Origin of the sequence: Huijunlia imazamoxiresistens (genome assembly GCF_037132455.1) — a bacterium.
GTDB lineage: Bacteria > Bacteroidota > Bacteroidia > Chitinophagales > Chitinophagaceae > Flavisolibacter > Flavisolibacter imazamoxiresistens.
Genome location: NZ_JBBBEI010000019.1, coordinates 18,699 through 34,854, shown reverse-complemented (window position 1 = coordinate 34,854; position 16,156 = coordinate 18,699). Strand labels below are relative to the sequence as shown.

Genomic DNA, 16,156 nt, shown 5'->3' with positions numbered 1-16,156 from the left:
TGTCGGGCTTCCGGTACTCCCCGGCCAACCTACTTTAAATGGGTATTATTCGATCCGGGCTTCGGCCCGTTTCATCTTTTCCAGTTGCTCCAGAAACAAATGGGCTGATTCCCCCTTTTTTTGCAGGTCGGCAATGGCCAAGGTTTGCTGTGCCAGGGCTTCCTGCTGCCGGCCCAGTTTATAGAGCAGGAGCGCATACCGGTTATAGGCCGAGGAGTGTGCCAGGAAGTCCAGCCCTCTTTTGGCCCATCCGGCCGCCTCGGACAGGCGCACGGGATCGTTGGTGAGGTAGTAGTACCGGCTGGCCATTTGGTTCAGCTCGCTGGAAAAGTTGCTGGCTTGGGAAACATAGGCGATACTTCTATGGATCCTCATTTTATTGTCCTTCCAGATCGTATCCGCCTTTATGGTCTTGCTGGTGAATAGGCGCACCCGCTCGAGCGAGTCGCCCGCCCTTACGGAATCGGGGGAGAGGTGCTGGTAATAGTTCCGGTAAAACTCGGTTGCCAGGGCAAAGCCGCGGGCCGTGTCCCGAATGCCCAGGTAATAGAACAGCCGGGCCGACTCATACCCGTGCGGAAACAAGCCGGACCAGCGTAACGCTTCTTTGGTGGCCGGCACCGGTTGTGCGCGCAGGCGGGTGGCCAGGACGCCTGCCCGCAGTGCCAGGGCTTCATTCCGGCGCCGTATAGCATGGGTGTGCGATTTGCGGATGATCTCGGCGTTCAGGCAATACAGCTCGGTCGTTGAAAACTGCCCGGCCGTATTTTTCAACAGCAGGCTGTCGGCATTCAGGGCCCGGCTGGCTTTGGATTCCAGGACCGGCGCCATCTGGTACAGCACCCGCAGCGTGCGCACCGAGCGCAGGGAGTCGGGAGGCAACAGGAAGGTGTATTCTTCCAGCAGCGAGTCGGTGACCATGCCCAGTTCTCTTCTTTTGAACAGCAGCATTTCCAAAAAGTCCGGCCGCCGGTTCCCATTGGTGTATTCCGTTTCCAGCAGGTTGAGCTTCAGCGGTTCGCCCGCCGTTACCAGGGCCGCCTCTATATGCTTCATATAAAAGTCTGGACTGGAGCTGGCGCCTTCGATTTTATAGACCACGATCCCGGAAGGGTCGAAAAACAGGCAGCCCAGCGTAATGTTGTACCGGCGGTACAGCCAGGGGCGGTCGGGGTGTTTTTCGCCGATCTTCAGGCAGAGGAACGTACGCTGCAGTTTTTCCGACAGCTGTTTATCGGACATGCTTTTCTCGGTGATTTCATTGCCATAGCCTTTTGCTCCCGCATCGAACCGTACCAGGAGCATTTTGCCCTTTTCCCTTGCCTGTTGCAGGGCCTCGGCAAAAGGGACCTCTTCAAAATAATTCTGGGCGAAAACGCCGTTGCCGGACAGCAACAGCAGGAGCAGGCAGATCGTTCTCATAATAAGTAGCGGTTGGTAAAATCCTACGAAAGGTAAGCCTGCCGGGCGGAAAAAAAAAGCCTGCGGGAAATATCCCGCAGGCCCTATACGCTAAAAACGGTAAACTGCTTATTGTCCTTGTGCCAGGCTGTAGGCTTTCTTGGCGCCCCACATATTCAGCATTTCAAAGGAAGAGATCTTGAAGTCGCCGCAGAGGGTGATGTACAGGCCGACCACATCCAGCTGGGTCAGCGGCTGTTCGTTCAGGCTTTCGAAGCGCACGTTGTACAGGTTTACCAGGTTGGTAAAGCGCGAGCCGGTGGGCCATACCTGGGTACCGCGGTTGCTGATGTTGATCAGCTTGAACTTGTTGCCGCCGTGGTGCTGGCATTTCTGGGCGATCACCTCGGGTTGTTCGCTGCTTTCGATGAACATGTCCACGCCCACGATCTTTTCGGTCGCTTCTTCCTGGGACACCATCATGGCGTTTTGCTCCAGCTTGAACACGGTGGGAGTGATGGGTTTGTTGGGCAGCACCTCTTTGGCGCCCACCTGCGGCTTTTTGCCGAAGTTGGCGATGATGGCATCGGCGAATTCGGTGGTATTCAGGGCCGGCTTGCTGCGGTCGCCGAAGTCGCCGGTGCGTACGCCCTGTTCCAGGGTATACAGCAGGGCGTTTTCAATAACGGCGGCATTTTCCATAAAGCCCAGGTGGCGCAGCATGGCGATACCGCTCAGCAGCAGGGCGGTGGGGTTGGCGATGTTTTTACCGGTAATATCGGGAGCAGTGCCGTGTACGGCTTCAAAGATGGAGATGTGGTCGCCGATGTTGGCGGAAGGGGCGAAGCCCAGGCCGCCGACCAGGCCGGCGCAGAGGTCGGACATGATATCGCCCTGCAGGTTGGTCAGCACGATCACGTCGAATTCGTCGGGGCGCACCACCAGCTTCATGGCCAGGTCGTCCACGATCTTGTCGTCGGCCTGCAGTTCGGGATAGTCTTTGGCTACTTCGTAGAAGCACTCCAGGAACAGGCCGTCGGTCAGCTTCATGATGTTGGCCTTATGACCGCAGGTGATGCGGCGGGCGTTCTTTTTCTTCGCCATTTCGAAGGCGTATTTGATCACTTGCAGGCTTCCGGGACGGGTGATAAATCGCCGACTTAACGCCACATCGTGAGTAAGCATATGCTCAATGCCTCCGTAGGTATCTTCGATGTTTTCGCGCACGATCGTTACATCGATCGGTACTCCGGCTTTCGAGAAAACGGTGTCCACGCCGTGCAGGGTCTGGAAGACGCGTTTGTTGGCGTACGTGTTCCAGGTTTTTCGGGCGGTAACGTTTACGCTTTTTACGCCCTTGCCCTTCGGAGTTTCCATGGGACCTTTGAAAAGTATCCCCAATTCCTCAATTTTCTGTTGGGCCTCGGGAGTCATGCCATTGGAAAATCCTTTGTCGAAAACCCATTTCCCCATGTCCACAAAGTCGTATTCAAGCTCTACTTTGTTGGCGGTGAATATGTTAAGTACGGCGTCCATGATTTCCGGACCAATTCCATCTCCTTTGGCAACTGCTATTTTCATATTTGGTATAATTTTTTGCTTTTCAAATATATGGTGGATTATACAATGAGAGGTTGGCGTCTTCAATAAACTATTTACTTTTACCCAAATGGATGCGATATGATCAGCAAAATTTCCAAAGGTGTCGAGATCAGTGTAGAGACCTTCTACCAGCAGGACTATTCCAATCCGCTTCTGTCCGAATATATGTTTGCCTACCGCATAACCATTGAAAATCATAACGATTTCCCGGTTAAACTGCACAGCAGGCACTGGTATATCTTCGACAGCAACGGCGAATACCGCGAAGTGGAAGGCGAGGGCGTGGTGGGGGTTCAGCCAACCATCAGCAGCGGAAATAATTATCAATATGTCAGCGGATGCAACTTGAAAAGTGAGATGGGACGGATGCACGGAACATATATAATGGAGAATTTGGATACGAAAAAAATGTTCGAGGTCAACATCCCCGCTTTTGAAATGATCACGCCTTTTAAGAACAATTAGTCCAGCCCCCTCCCGGCCTCCCCCGGTTGGGAAGGAGATGAGGCCGCACTTCGCCGGTTTTAGCAAAAAGGCCTAAAAAAATAACACATATAAATAAAAAAGCACTCAATTGTTGTTGGGTGCTTTTTTATTTATATGTGTGGGTGCTATATAATTATTATATGTAGGTGCCCGGTTGGATAAAAGGGCTGAAACAAGCGGGATGCGCCCCAACTCCCCCTCCACCGGAGGGGGCCGGGGGAGGCTTACTTCGGCCGGTACTTCGCTTCTTCGAAGATGGTTTTGGGCGAGGCCTGCAGCACCGCCTTCATATCTTTATGATCCCCGGCATATTTCTGCACTATGCGCCAGCCGATCCACTGGCCGATATTGCCCGGGGCCGCATCGGTCATTACCTGCGTGGAAGGAGCCTCTCCCAGATAGGTCTGGATCACGTAGGGTTCGATGCTGTACAGGTTCTCGTTCTTCAGCAGGTAGGCCCAGGCATTGCCCTCGTTCTCTTCGAGCCACTGCAGCTGCTTGCGGGTATAGCCGGTTTTCACGCTGTCCGGGGCGTCGGGCAGGAAGTGATCCAGCAGGTACCACTGCTTTCCTTTCTCGATCATCTGCTCGATCAGCGGCCGGCCGGCCGTGGCATCGGGGTAGAGGTCGTCGGCTACGGCTTTCAGGCAGTTGGCGGAAATGTACTCGCGGTCGAAGCGCCGCGAGATATAGGCAGGGTACAGGGTCTGGAGCTGCGGGGCGCTGTAGACCGAAAACTGCTTGCCCGCGTACTGGTGCAGGCCGATGCCCAGGCAAACCTGCGTGAGCACGACACCCGGCGCGTCGAACGTGCCGATATACGTCACTACCCTTGGCATCCGGTACTGCGGGAAATAATACTTTACATAGCGGAAGCCTTCGCTCAGTTCTTCCTGGAGCCCCGACAGGTTGCGGTACTTTTCTTCCAGGGAGTCGTAGATGGGGCGGTAGGCCGACAGCACGTTTTTGATGACAGGATAGCTTCGGTTATCCGTAGGGTTTACCTGCAGGATGCCCTGGAAGAAGTCGGGGTAGAAGAGGGGGAACTTCGCCTGCAGGGCCGGCAGGCCGGCAGCGAGGTTGTTGGTATCGAGGGCGAAAAAGCCCTGTTCAAACCGCTCGATCGTCACCGGGGCACTGATGTGGGAGACGTCGGGCTTGTTTTTACCGTTCCGGCACGAAAGAAGCAGCACGAATATTGCAAATAGGAAAAATCTTGTCATAAACGGTATAAAAGGCAGAGTTAGTAATTTATTACAGAACTTTGAAACGATACCAATGAGTAACAATATGAAAATAGTATTAGCGCAGCAAAATTACCATATCGGGAACTTCGAAGCGAACGGCCGGAAGATCATTGAAGGTATCCAAAAAGCCAAGGCGGAGGGCGCCGACCTGGTGGTGTTTTCCGAACTCAGCATCTGCGGCTACCCGCCGCGGGATTTCCTGGAGTTCAACGACTTTATCGCCCAGTGCTACCACACCCTGGATCAAATTAAGGAACATGCCGATACCATCGGCGTGCTGGTGGGCAGTCCTGCCCGCAACGAACGCAAGGAAGGCAAGGACCTGTTCAACGCCGTGTTCTTCCTGCACGAAAAGCAGATCAAGGCCGAGGTGCACAAGACCCTGCTGCCTACCTACGACGTGTTCGATGAGAACCGCTATTTCGAGGCGGCCTTCGACTGGAAGGTGATTGAATTCAAGGGCAAAAAGCTGGCGGTGACCATTTGCGAGGACATCTGGAACCTGGGCGACAACCCGCTCTACCGCCTCTCGCCGATGGAAGAGCTGATCCAACAGGCGCCCGACGTCATGATCAACCTCTCCGCTTCGCCCTACAATTATGCCCAGGACGTGGTGCGCAAAAGCATCGTGTCCGCTACCGTGGCCAAATACGGGCTGCCCATGCTGTATTGCAATACCGTAGGCTCGCAGACCGAGATCGTCTTCGACGGCGGCAGCCTGGTGTACACCGCCGGCGGCAGGCTGGTAAAAGAACTGAACTACTTTGAAGAAGACTATTGCACCGTGAACCTGGAGGAACTATTAGGTTCGGATACGGATAGTATTGCGGAAGCACCCGCCAAACAACCCGCTCATGTGAATGAAGAGATGATCCATGCCGCCGCTTATGCGGCCGACTATACCCACAGCCCGGGTGCTGCTATCCCCCCCTCCTCCGGAGAGCTTGTCCCGCCATCGCGGGAGGGCCGGGGGGAGGCCGCGGTGTATTATTCCGCCACGGAAGTGGGTACGGACATGGATACGCTGCAGTACCTTACCAACGAAAAGAATATCGACGAAATTTACCATGCCCTGGTCCTGGGCATTCGCGACTATTTCCAAAAAATGGGCTTTTCCAAAGCCATCCTGGGCGCCAGCGGCGGCATCGACAGCGCCGTGGTGCAGGTGCTGGCCGTGCATGCCCTGGGTGCCGAAAACGTGCAAACGCTGATGATGCCCTCGGAATACTCTTCCGGCCACTCGGTCACCGATGCCGTGGAGCTGGCGCAAAACCTGGGACATCCATTTGATATCGTGCCCATCAAAAACATTTATAATTCCTTTATGGATACGCTGGAGCCGTTGTTTCAAAAACTGCCCTTCAGCATCGCCGAGGAAAATACGCAAAGCCGCACCCGGGGCAACCTGCTGATGGCGGTGGCCAACAAGTTCAACCTGATCCTGCTCAACACCTCCAACAAAAGCGAGCTGGCTACCGGCTACGGCACGCTCTACGGCGATATGGCCGGCGGTCTGAGCGTGCTGGGCGACCTGTACAAGATGCAGGTGTACGCCCTGGCCCGTTTTCTCAACAAGGAGAAGGAAGTGATTCCCAACCACATTTTGGTCAAACCGCCTTCCGCCGAGCTGCGGCCGGGCCAGAAAGACAGCGACAGCCTGCCGGATTACGAAGTGCTCGACCGGGTGCTGTACCAGTACATCGAGCTGCGCAAAGGCCCCCGCGAGATCATCGCCCAGGGCTTCGACGAAAAGCTGGTGGCCCGCATCCTGCGGCTGGTAAATATGAACGAATACAAGCGCAATCAGTTCTGCCCCATAATAAGAGTGAGCTGTAAGGCGTTTGGTGTAGGTCGCCGGTTGCCGATCGTGGGCAAGTACCTGTCGTAACGGCCGGCCATTCTTTTCAAATCGTTCCCGCCCCGGGCGGGACCTAAATCTATTTTTACTCTATGCTGAAAACAGCGGACGATATTCGTCAGTTAAATGAACGGATCGGTTATTCGGGAAGATTTATCGATATGCTGCGCGAAGAAGTGGGCAAGGTCATCATCGGTCAGACGTATATGCTCGACCGGCTGCTGATCGGCCTGCTCTCCAACGGCCACGTGCTGCTCGAGGGCGTGCCCGGCCTGGCCAAGACCCTCACCATCCGGTCGCTCTCGCAGGCCATCCATGCCCGGTTCAGTCGCATCCAGTTTACCCCCGACCTGCTGCCTGCCGACGTGCTGGGCACCATGATCTACAACCAGCAGCGCAACGAATTCATCGTACGCAAGGGACCCATCTTCGCCAACTTCGTGCTGGCCGATGAGATCAACCGCGCCCCGGCCAAAGTGCAGAGCGCCCTGCTCGAAGCCATGCAGGAGCGCCAGGTAACCATCGGCGACACCACCTACAAGCTCGAAGAGCCCTTCCTGGTGCTGGCCACCCAAAACCCCCTGGACCAGGAGGGCACCTACCCGCTGCCCGAAGCCCAGGTGGACCGCTTCATCATGAAGGTGGTGGTGGGTTATCCTACACGCCAGGAAGAACAGCTGATCATCCGCCAGAACGTGCAGGGACTGGAAGTGCCCTACATCCGCCCCGTAGTCACGGTGCAGGAGATCGTTTCCGCCCGCCAGCTGGTGCGCGAAGTGTACCTGGACGAAAAAGTAGAGCAGTATATCCTCGACATCGTCTTTGCCAGCCGCAACCCGGAACAGTACGGCCTGGCCAAGCTGAAGCCCATCATCTCCTACGGCTCCTCGCCCCGGGGCAGCATCAACCTGGCCATTGCCGCCAAGGCCCAGGCTTTCCTGAACAAGCGGGGTTTCGTGGTGCCCGAAGACGTCAAAAGCATTTGCGTGGATGTGCTCCGCCACCGCCTGGGACTTACCTACGAGGCCGAAGCCGAGAACATCACCGCCGAGGACGTGATCCACCAGATCCTGGGAACCGTAAAAATGCCCTAGCGGGGCAGAAGGAATGAGTTAATGGGTTCATTGGGAATTAGGATGGCGTGTATATTCACAATTTACTATTTAAAGGAAGAAGGAGAAGATAATCATTGCTCACCACCACTGAAATATTAAAAAAAGTACGCGAGCTGGAGATCAAAAGCAAGCGGCTGGCCAGCGACCTGTTCTCCGGCGAATACCACAGCGCCTTCAAAGGCCGGGGCATGTCGTTCCGGGAGGTGCGGGAATACTATCCCGGCGACGACATCCGCTTTATCGACTGGAACGTATCGGCCCGCTTCGGCCATCCCTTCAGCAAGGTGTTCGAGGAAGAACGCGAGCTGACGGTGATGCTGCTGGTGGACGTCAGCGCCTCCTCGCTCTTCGGCACCGCCAATGCCAGCAAGAAGGGCATCAGCACCGAGGTGGCCGCCGTGCTGGCCTTTTCGGCCGTGAACAACGGCGACAAGGTGGGCGCTATCCTGTACAGCGAAAAGATCGAACGCTACATTCCGCCCAAGAAGGGCAAACAGCACGCCCTCTACATCCTGCGCGAGCTGCTGGCCTCTTCCTCGGAACGTAAAGGTACCCAGCTGAAAATGGCGCTCCAGTATTTCAACAACATCACCCGCCAGAAAAGTATCGCCTTTATCCTCAGCGATTTCGTGGATGCCGGCTACGAAGATGCCCTGCGGGTGGCCGGCAACAAGCACGACGTGGTGGGCATCAAGGTGTATGACAAAATGGACATGCAGCTGCCCGACCTGGGCCTGCTGCGGGTGCAGGATGCCGAGACCGGCGGGCAGCAATGGGTGGACACCGGCAGCCGCCTGGTGCGGTACGAATACGAAAAAGAATTCTTCCGGGTAACCGAATACAGCAACGCGGCCTTTAAAAAGGCGGGCAGCAACCTGCTGCACATCCGGACCGACGAGGATTATATCAAAGTGCTCCAAAAATTTTTTATCAGCAGAAGTTAAGCAGGCATGAACCAACGCATTACCTTTTTATCCCTTTTCTTGCTCCTTTTTTCCTGCCTTTCTTTTGCCCAGAAAAAACCATTTGTACAGGCTTCGGTAGACAAGGAAAAGATCGTCATCGGCGAGCCCTTCGAACTGCTGCTGGAAGCTTCTTTTGCTCCCGGGGCTGCTCCCGCCTTCTTTTCCCAGGACAGCCTGCCGCATTTCGAGGTGCTGGAGCGCCTGAAGGTCGATACGCTCGATACCGGCGACGGCCTCCGCCTGTCGCAGCGCCTCCGCCTCACCAGCTGGGACTCCGGCAGCTGGCGCCTGCCGCCCCTGCCCTTGCCCGGCACCCGGCTGCGCACCCGCCCGGTAACCATCAACGTGAACTTTACTTCCTTTGATGCCCAGCAGGAGTACCACGACATCAAGGACATCCGGGAGGTGGAAGCCCCCGAGCGGATGAAGTGGATCTGGTACCTGGTGGTCGCCCTGCTGCTCGGACTGCTGTTCTTCCTGGTGTTCCCGGGCCGGAAGAAAAAAGAAGCGCCCCCGGCCCCGAAGGTGGATGCCTACCAGCAGGCCCTGGCCGGGCTGCAGCAACTGCAAAAGGAACGGGCTTCCCTGGAACCCAAAGCCTTCTATGTACGGCTGGTGGATATCCTGCGTACCTACCTGCTGCAGCGGAAAGGCATCCAGTCGTTTGCGCAAACCACCGACGACCTGGCGGCACAGATCCGGAAGCTGCAGCTGCCCCGCTCCGTGTTCGAACACCTCCGCGACACCCTGCTGATCAGCGATGCCGTGAAATTCGCCCGCTACCAGCCGACCGAAGAGGAGGAACGGCCGGCAGTGCAAACCGTTCAAAAAGCTATTGACGCAATCGAAAGTTTATGATGTTGTACGACTGGTTTAAAAGTATTGAGTTCGCCCATAAATGGGTGCTGCCTTTTTTGGGCATGCTGCCCGTTTTTGCCTGGCTGCAGGCACGCATGGCCCCTTCGCTGAAGGCCGGCTTCCGGGTGACTACGGCCCGGGCGTTCACGGTCACCACCTTCCGCAACCTGCTGGTGTTCGTGCCGCTGGTGCTGCGGCTGCTGGCCCTGGGCTGCCTCCTCCTGGCCCTGGCCCGCCCCCAGGTGCGCAACCAGCAAAAGCAAACCGCCGGCGAAGGCATCGACATCGTGCTGTGCATGGATGTAAGCGGCAGTATGCTGTCCGCCGATTTTTTTCCCAACCGCCTGGAGGTGGCCAAGCAGGTGGCCGCCGATTTCGTGCGGTCGCGGCCCGTGGACCAGATCGGCCTGGTGATCTTCTCGGGCGAGAGCTTTACGCAGGTGCCCATTTCCTCGGACCACCAGATGCTGCTGGAGCAGATCCACAGCCTGCGCAGCGGCATGCTGGAAGACGGTACCCTGATCGGCGAGGGGCTGGCTACTTCGGTGGAGCGGCTGGGAGCCGGCCAATCGAAAAGCAGGGTGGTGATCCTGCTCACCGACGGCAAGGAGCAGCCGCCCGAAAACCGCCTGATCGACCCGGCCACCGCCCTGGAGATCGCCCGGGCCAAGGGCGTCAAGGTATACACCATCGGCATGAACGCCATTCCCTCGGCCACCGTGGCGGAAAAAGGCATGCAGGAGGGCGGCCTCGACGAAGGCCTGCTCAAGCGCATCGCCATCCGGACCGGCGGCGAATACTTCCGGGCCATGGACAAGGAAAGCCTCCAACAAATTTACCAGTACATCGACCGCATGGAAAAGTCGCGGGTGGAGGTCATCTCCAGGGAACGGGTAGAGGAGCGCTTCGCGCCCTTTATCCTGGCCGCCCTGGCGCTGCTGGCCCTGGAGCTCCTGCTGCGCTATACCCTCCTGCGTACCTTCCCCTAAACCATCAAGGAATCACGTAAAACGAGAAAGGTGGAACGGTTGCCAGCGCAATCCTTCCACCTTTCAACTGATCACCATACTAAGACACAACTCAGGAACTCTGGAACTTCTCACTCTATAATCAGCTGCTCCGTCCTGCTCCCCCTTGCCGTTTGCAGGCGCAACAGGTAGACGCCTTTGGGAAAACGGCCGGCGTCCAGGGAGACCGTCTGCGGACGGCCCGCTTTGGCCCTGCCTTTTTTCAATTCCAACAATTGCGCGCCCTGCTGGTCGAACAGCAGGAGGCTGTAGGTGTCGGTCTGCTCCAGCCGGAAATGGACGGTGACGGGGACGTTGCCCGCTGCCGGGTTGGGATAGACCGAAAGGGCCGCCTGGAGGTTGTTGGCCGGAAGCGGTGGGGTCGTAAAGCCGTGGATGACGTCCGCCTCCTGCGGGCTGGCTGCGGCCGCCGACGGGCTGTCCTCATCGCGGGCCAGCACGCCTACCGCCAGCTTCGGTTCCAGGTCCTGGTTGGTGGCCAGGATCACCACCTCGCCATTGGTGGGCTGGTGGGTGCTGGTGGCTTCGTTGAACAGGAATTTGCCGCTGATCAGCGTTTTCAGCGGGCCGAAGGAAATGGGCGAAAGGGGGGATTCGCGGTACACGATGTCACCGCCTTCCTCCTTCGAGCCGTAGATGATCTTCAGTTTTTTGGCCTTTTCGTTCAGCACTACGATGCCCCGCGTACCCTCGATGGAGGAGACCGGGTAAAAGCTCCAGCCGCCCCAGATGTTGCGTACCAGCAGCGAGATCTTGGCATAGCCCGGCGTGTCGTAAGAGGTCTTTACGGCGCAGTAGAGGGTGCCGTCGCTGGCACAGAGGATGTTCAGGTGGTCGTCGCCGAAGCCGTTGCCCTTGCTCTGGGCCTGGCCCGAGGCCGGCGATTCGTCCCACGACCAGCTGCGCCAGTCGGCGCCATCGTTATGCGTCTTGAAGCCGAAGCGCTGGGTGTTCTGGTTCGACCACAGCACGCCGATCTTGCCCTGCAGGGTAGTGATGGCGCAGATGTCGTCGTCCGTGATGCCTTCCTCGATGTGGAAGGTATCACTCCAGTTGCTGTAGGGCGGATCGCTGTAGCGTACGTTCACGTCGGTTTTGGCGGCCGAGGCGATCCACATGCGGTTCCGGCTGTCGATGGCCAGGGTGGCCGATTCCGCCCCTTTGCCAAAGTCCAGTTCCACTTCGTCCCGGCGCCTGCTCCACTGCTTATAGTTGCCCAGCGCCGCATCGTATTCCACCGATACCAGGTAGGAGTCGTTCTCGGGCTCGAACAGCAGGATATGGGTGACGTTGCCCGCCACGCGGCAGTCGGCATGTACGTTCGAGGAGTTGGAAAGCGTCAGCACGGGGGTCCAGGCCGCGGTGTCGAGGCGGAACAGCTTGGTGCCGCTGGTCGTCGACAGCACGCTCCACCACTTGTTTGCATAGGTCCATACTTTGCCCTGCGGCTTGTCGGCCGTATTCTTGGCAATGGGCACCGGGCCGAGGTCCAGGATGGAGGTAAAGGCCTGGGAGGCCGGCGCCCGCACGGTAAAGGACTCGCCCGTGGTGAAGCCGCCGAGCAGGGGGTCGTTGGTGGCATCCTTGACGCCGGTACCGCTTTCCTTCATGTCGAGCCGCAGCACGCCGCTGCCCGTAATGCCGTGCACCGTCACGTCCCAGGTTTTGCCGTCGGTGCCCACGGGCGCTACGGTCGGCACCGGCTGGCTGGAGAGCGGGTCGCGGCCCATCAGGGCCAGCGTGCCCCGGGCATTGCCGCTCAGGGTGGTGGCATAAAAGTTGGGGCCGTCGACATTTTTTACTCTTTCGGAAAACACCACCCGGAAAGTGATCTCGTTCGACTCGGCCGTTTCCGACAGGGGCGCCTGCCGGGTAATGCTTTCCACCCTGGGGGGCGGGTCTACGAAAAAGGCCTGCCCGGTGGTAAAGCCGCCGGTAAGGTCATTGCCGGCGATATCGGTGATGGCAGTGGCCGAAGGGTTGAGGTCGAGGCGCAAGGTGGCATATTCCCGGATGCCGCTGATGGTGACGTCGTAGGTAGTGCCGGCAGAGCCGACGGCTACCACCGCATTGGGCGCCAGCAGGCCGGTGGGAAGACCGCTGAGGGTGGTGATGGAAAAGTCGGAGGCGTCCACGCCGGCGACCGGTTCGTTAAAGAGCACGCGGAACGTGGCGGTGGCGCCGTGGGCGGCCTCTGTCGTGGGCTTCTGCCGGTTGATGCTGGCCGCAAAGGGCGGCAGGTAGTCCATGTTGTAGGGCTGGCCGGTGACAAAGCTGCGGCCGACGCTATTGCCCACCAGGTCGGTCACACTGGCGGTGTTCGCCAGGTCGAGGCGCAGGGTGCCCGTGCCCGAAATGCCGGCGGCCGTTACATCGTACACGGTGCCGGTGGTGCCCACGGGCACAATGCCCCGGGCGAACAGCTGGCCGCTGCTGCTGCCGCTGACGGTAGTGAGGACAAAGGCGGCCGGTCCCAGGCCCTCGACCGCTTCGGAGAAGGTCACCCGCCAGGTGACCGATTGGCCGTTGGTGATGGCGCCGGCGGGCAGTTGCCGGTTAATGCTTTGCACCAGGGGCGCGGTTTTATCGATCGTGTAGGTTTCTCCTTTTTTATAGCCGGTAAATTCGAAGTCCTTGCTGTTGCGGGCGGGGCCGTCGCTCAGCGGGGTGCCGAAAACGTCGGTAATGCCCGTCTTGCCCGATTTGAGGTTGAGGCGGATCACTGCCGAGGTGGAGATATTGCTGACGGTCACGTCGTAAGCCGCTCCCTTGGCATCGGAGGGCACCACCGCATCGGCTTCCAGCTTGCCGCTCGAGCTGCCGCTCAGGGTGGTAAAGGTAAAGTCCTTCAGGTCCACGCCGGTGACCCCTTCGGTAAAGGTCACCCGCCAGGTGACGGCGGAGGCGTTGGTGCGTTCGTCGGAAGGCGCCAGCCGCTGCACGCCCACCACCATCGGCGGCGGGTCGATATGGTAGGTTTGCCCGGAGGTATAGCCTCCCTGGACGGTATTGCCCACCGCATCGGTCAGGCTGCTGGCGTCCGGCACATCCAGGCGCAGGGTGCTGAAGGTGCTGATGGCGGAGGCCTCTACATCCCAGACCGTGCCCGTGCTGCCTACCGCCTTGATGCCGGTGGCGGTCAGCTCGCCGCTGGGGGCGCCGCGCAGAACGGCCAGCGTAAAGCCTTCGGGCTTCAGGTTCGCCATCTTTTCGGAAAAGGTTACCCGCCATACGATGGAGGAAATGTTGGTGGAGTCGGCTGTGGGCGACTGCCGCAGGATGCTGAGTACCGTGGGGCGCGTCTGGTCCACCGAATAGGTCTGGCCGGTGCCGAAGCCCCCGCTCAGGGCATTGGTGGCGATGTCGGTGATGGCCGAGCCGCTGGTGCGGAGGTCCAGGCGCAGCACGCCGGTGCCCCGCACCCGGCTCACCGTCACGTCGTAGTCGGTGCCTTCGGCGCCCGCGGCCACCACGCCGTCGGCGGCCACCATGCCGGTGAGCGTGCCGCTGACGGTACTGGTAAGGAAGTCGGCCGGTTTTACCCCCGTTACCGCCTCCGAAAAGGATACCCGGAAGGTGAGCTGGCTGGCGTTGGTGGCCGTGCCCGTGGGCAACTGCCGGTTGATGCTGACCACTTTGGGGGCCACCAGGTCGAGCGTATAGGTTTGGCCGCCCGAAAAGCCGCCCGACAGTTCGTTGGTCACCAGGTCCTGGATGCCGGTGCCGGAGCTGCGGACATCCAGGCGGAGGTCGCCGCTGCCGCTGAGCGTGCTTACCCGCACATCATAGGTGGTGCGGTTGCTGCCCACGGCGGTGACGGCACCCGCCTCGATGACGCCCTTGGCGGAACCACTGCCTTTTTTCAGGGCAAAGTCGGCTGCATCCACGCCGGTCACCGGCTCGGAGAACACGGCCCGGTACACCACCGTGCTGCCGTTGGTGCTGACCGCGGCGGGGGCGTAGCGCTCAATGCTCAGCACCCGGGGAGCCGTCCGGTCAACGCTGAACGGCTCGCCTCCCTCAAATCCGTAGCAGTCGTTGCCTGCCCCGTCAAAAATGCCCCCGGCCTGTACCTGCAGCCGCAGCTGCCCGGTGCCGCTGACCGAGCTGACGGTCACCTCCCAGGTAGTCCCCTCCGTTCCGGAGGTCTTGATCCCCTTTGACGCAATGATGCCTTTGGCCGTTCCGGAAACCGTGGTCACGGTAAAGTCGTCCGGGCCCACGTCGCTGACCTTTTCGGTGAACACTACCTGGTACACTACGCTGGCCGCCTTGGTAACGCTTTCCAGGGGAAGAAGGCGGCCGACGCTGCGCACCTGCGGGTGGATATGATCTACCGTGTAGGTCTGGCCGGAGGTGTAGCCTCCCGCCAGGTGGTTGCCGGCGATATCGGTCAGGCCGGCATTGCTCCTCAGGTCCAGGCGCAGGCTGCCGTTGCCGTTGACCGAGCCCACCTGCACGTTATAGGTGTTGGAGGTAAGGGGTTCCACGCCGGTAACGGCCCCGCTGACCGAACCGTCGGCGGCTACCGCCCGGAAGTCGTTGGCCTGTACATTGACCATGGCCTCCGAAAAGGTGACCCGGTAGGTAAGGCTGGTAGCATTGGTAAGGGCGGAGGAAGGCGACTGCCGGTTGATGCCGATGAGCACGGGCGGGGTGCGGTCGAAGGAGTAGGGCTGCCCGCCGGTAAAGCCCAAGGCGGTGTTGCCCGCTTTATCGGTAATGCCGGTGCCGCTTTTCTTTAGGTCCAGCCGCAGGGAGCCCCCCCCGCTGATGCCGTTTACGCTGACATAATACTGGGTGCCGTCGGCACTGGCGGCGGAAACGGCGCTCACCGTTCCGCCCGGCGTGCCGCTGACCGGCATGACGGTAAAGTCAGCAACATCCACGCCGCTGACTTTTTCGGAAAAGGCCACGTGAAAGGTCACCGAGGAGGCATTGGTAATGCCGGCGGTGGGGGTGTGGCGGTTGATGGCCGTTACCCGGGGTTCCGTTTCGTCGGCGTTGCCCCCCAGCTTCAGGTCAAAGAGCATGTCGGCGGAAGTGTTGGAGAACTGGTGCACCTCCACGGCCAGCACGTTGGTGCCGTTGACAAAGACGCTTTTGGGCAACACCACCGATTTCTGGATGGTGGCCGAGGAGGTGGCCAGGGTGCGGTGGCCGACGTCGCCGGCCGGCATGTTGTTGCGGAAAACTTCCGTTCCGTTCACATACAGCACCACGCCGTCGTCGAACTGGAGCGAGGCGGTGAAGTCGTTGTACAGGTCGGTTTCGGCTACCGAAAAGGTTTTGCGGAAGTAATGGGTGATGTACCGGTTTTGTTTGTCGGGGCCAAAGCTGAGGGTCGTGGACACGTCCTCCACACCGTAACCGAAATTGCCCTTGTCCGACCTCCATGCTGCATCATTGAAGGAAAGCTTTTGCCAGGCGGTACCCTGGTCGCTGCCGTTATCCAGATACTTCCAGGTAGATTTATAAGGTACGAGTGTCACCTGGGCATGCGGTACGGAGGTCAGCAACAAAGAGCAGAGAAAAAAGAATAAAAATCTTTTCATACTCTTAATGGTTTATAGAAGGAATAAAATTTTGCACAGCA

At 58.8% G+C, this 16,156-nt stretch carries 10 protein-coding genes; 6 read left to right on the top strand and 4 right to left on the bottom strand.

The window, feature by feature from the left end; translation table 11 throughout:
• Positions 1-45: 45 nt before the first annotated feature.
• Together V9K67_RS19855 and V9K67_RS19850 are read right to left on the bottom strand one after the other, a co-directional pair.
• On the bottom strand, positions 46-1,422 hold the full coding sequence (locus V9K67_RS19855; RefSeq protein ID WP_336725499.1) for a hypothetical protein: 1,377 nt from the start codon (positions 1,420-1,422) through the stop codon (positions 46-48).
• Positions 1,423-1,530: 108 nt separating this feature from the next.
• Positions 1,531-2,982, bottom strand: coding sequence for an isocitrate/isopropylmalate family dehydrogenase (locus V9K67_RS19850; protein WP_336725496.1), 1,452 nt, complete (start codon positions 2,980-2,982; stop codon positions 1,531-1,533).
• A 99-nt stretch (positions 2,983-3,081) separates the two neighbouring features.
• On the opposite strand from V9K67_RS19850, the gene apaG reads away from it, so the two are divergent.
• Positions 3,082-3,468, top strand: coding sequence for a Co2+/Mg2+ efflux protein ApaG (gene apaG, locus V9K67_RS19845; protein WP_336725494.1), 387 nt, complete (start codon positions 3,082-3,084; stop codon positions 3,466-3,468).
• 245 nt (positions 3,469-3,713) lie between these two features.
• On the opposite strand, the gene gldB is transcribed toward apaG, so the two are convergent.
• Positions 3,714-4,712: a gliding motility lipoprotein GldB gene (gene gldB / locus V9K67_RS19840; RefSeq protein WP_336725493.1), complete on the bottom strand. Its 999-nt coding sequence runs from the start codon at positions 4,710-4,712 to the stop codon at positions 3,714-3,716.
• Between the two features lie 67 nt (positions 4,713-4,779).
• Between gldB and V9K67_RS19835 the strand changes: the two genes are divergently transcribed.
• The 5 genes from V9K67_RS19835 (at position 4,780) to V9K67_RS19815 (ending at position 10,521) form a co-directional block, all read left to right on the top strand.
• Positions 4,780-6,624, top strand: a complete 1,845-nt coding sequence (locus V9K67_RS19835; protein WP_336725490.1) for an NAD+ synthase — start codon at positions 4,780-4,782, stop codon at positions 6,622-6,624.
• Between the two features lie 62 nt (positions 6,625-6,686).
• The gene (locus V9K67_RS19830) at positions 6,687-7,688 is read left to right on the top strand and encodes an AAA family ATPase (RefSeq protein WP_336725487.1); all 1,002 of its coding nucleotides are present in this window, start codon (positions 6,687-6,689) and stop codon (positions 7,686-7,688) included.
• 95 nt (positions 7,689-7,783) lie between these two features.
• Complete coding sequence (locus V9K67_RS19825) at positions 7,784-8,653, top strand: DUF58 domain-containing protein (protein WP_336725485.1); 870 nt, start codon at positions 7,784-7,786, stop codon at positions 8,651-8,653.
• Between the two features lie 6 nt (positions 8,654-8,659).
• Positions 8,660-9,532 (top strand): hypothetical protein, encoded by an 873-nt coding sequence (locus V9K67_RS19820; protein ID WP_336725482.1) that lies wholly within the window; start codon positions 8,660-8,662, stop codon positions 9,530-9,532.
• A complete protein-coding gene (locus tag V9K67_RS19815) occupies positions 9,529-10,521 on the top strand; it encodes a VWA domain-containing protein (protein WP_336725480.1) in 993 nt (330 codons plus the stop codon). The genes V9K67_RS19820 and V9K67_RS19815 overlap by 4 nt, the downstream gene beginning before the upstream one ends.
• Before the next feature lie 110 nt (positions 10,522-10,631).
• On the opposite strand, the gene V9K67_RS19810 is transcribed toward V9K67_RS19815, so the two are convergent.
• Positions 10,632-16,115 carry a T9SS type A sorting domain-containing protein gene (locus tag V9K67_RS19810; RefSeq protein WP_336725479.1) on the bottom strand — a complete coding sequence of 1,828 codons (5,484 nt, stop codon included), beginning with the start codon at positions 16,113-16,115 and terminating at the stop codon, positions 10,632-10,634.
• Positions 16,116-16,156 lie beyond the last annotated feature (41 nt).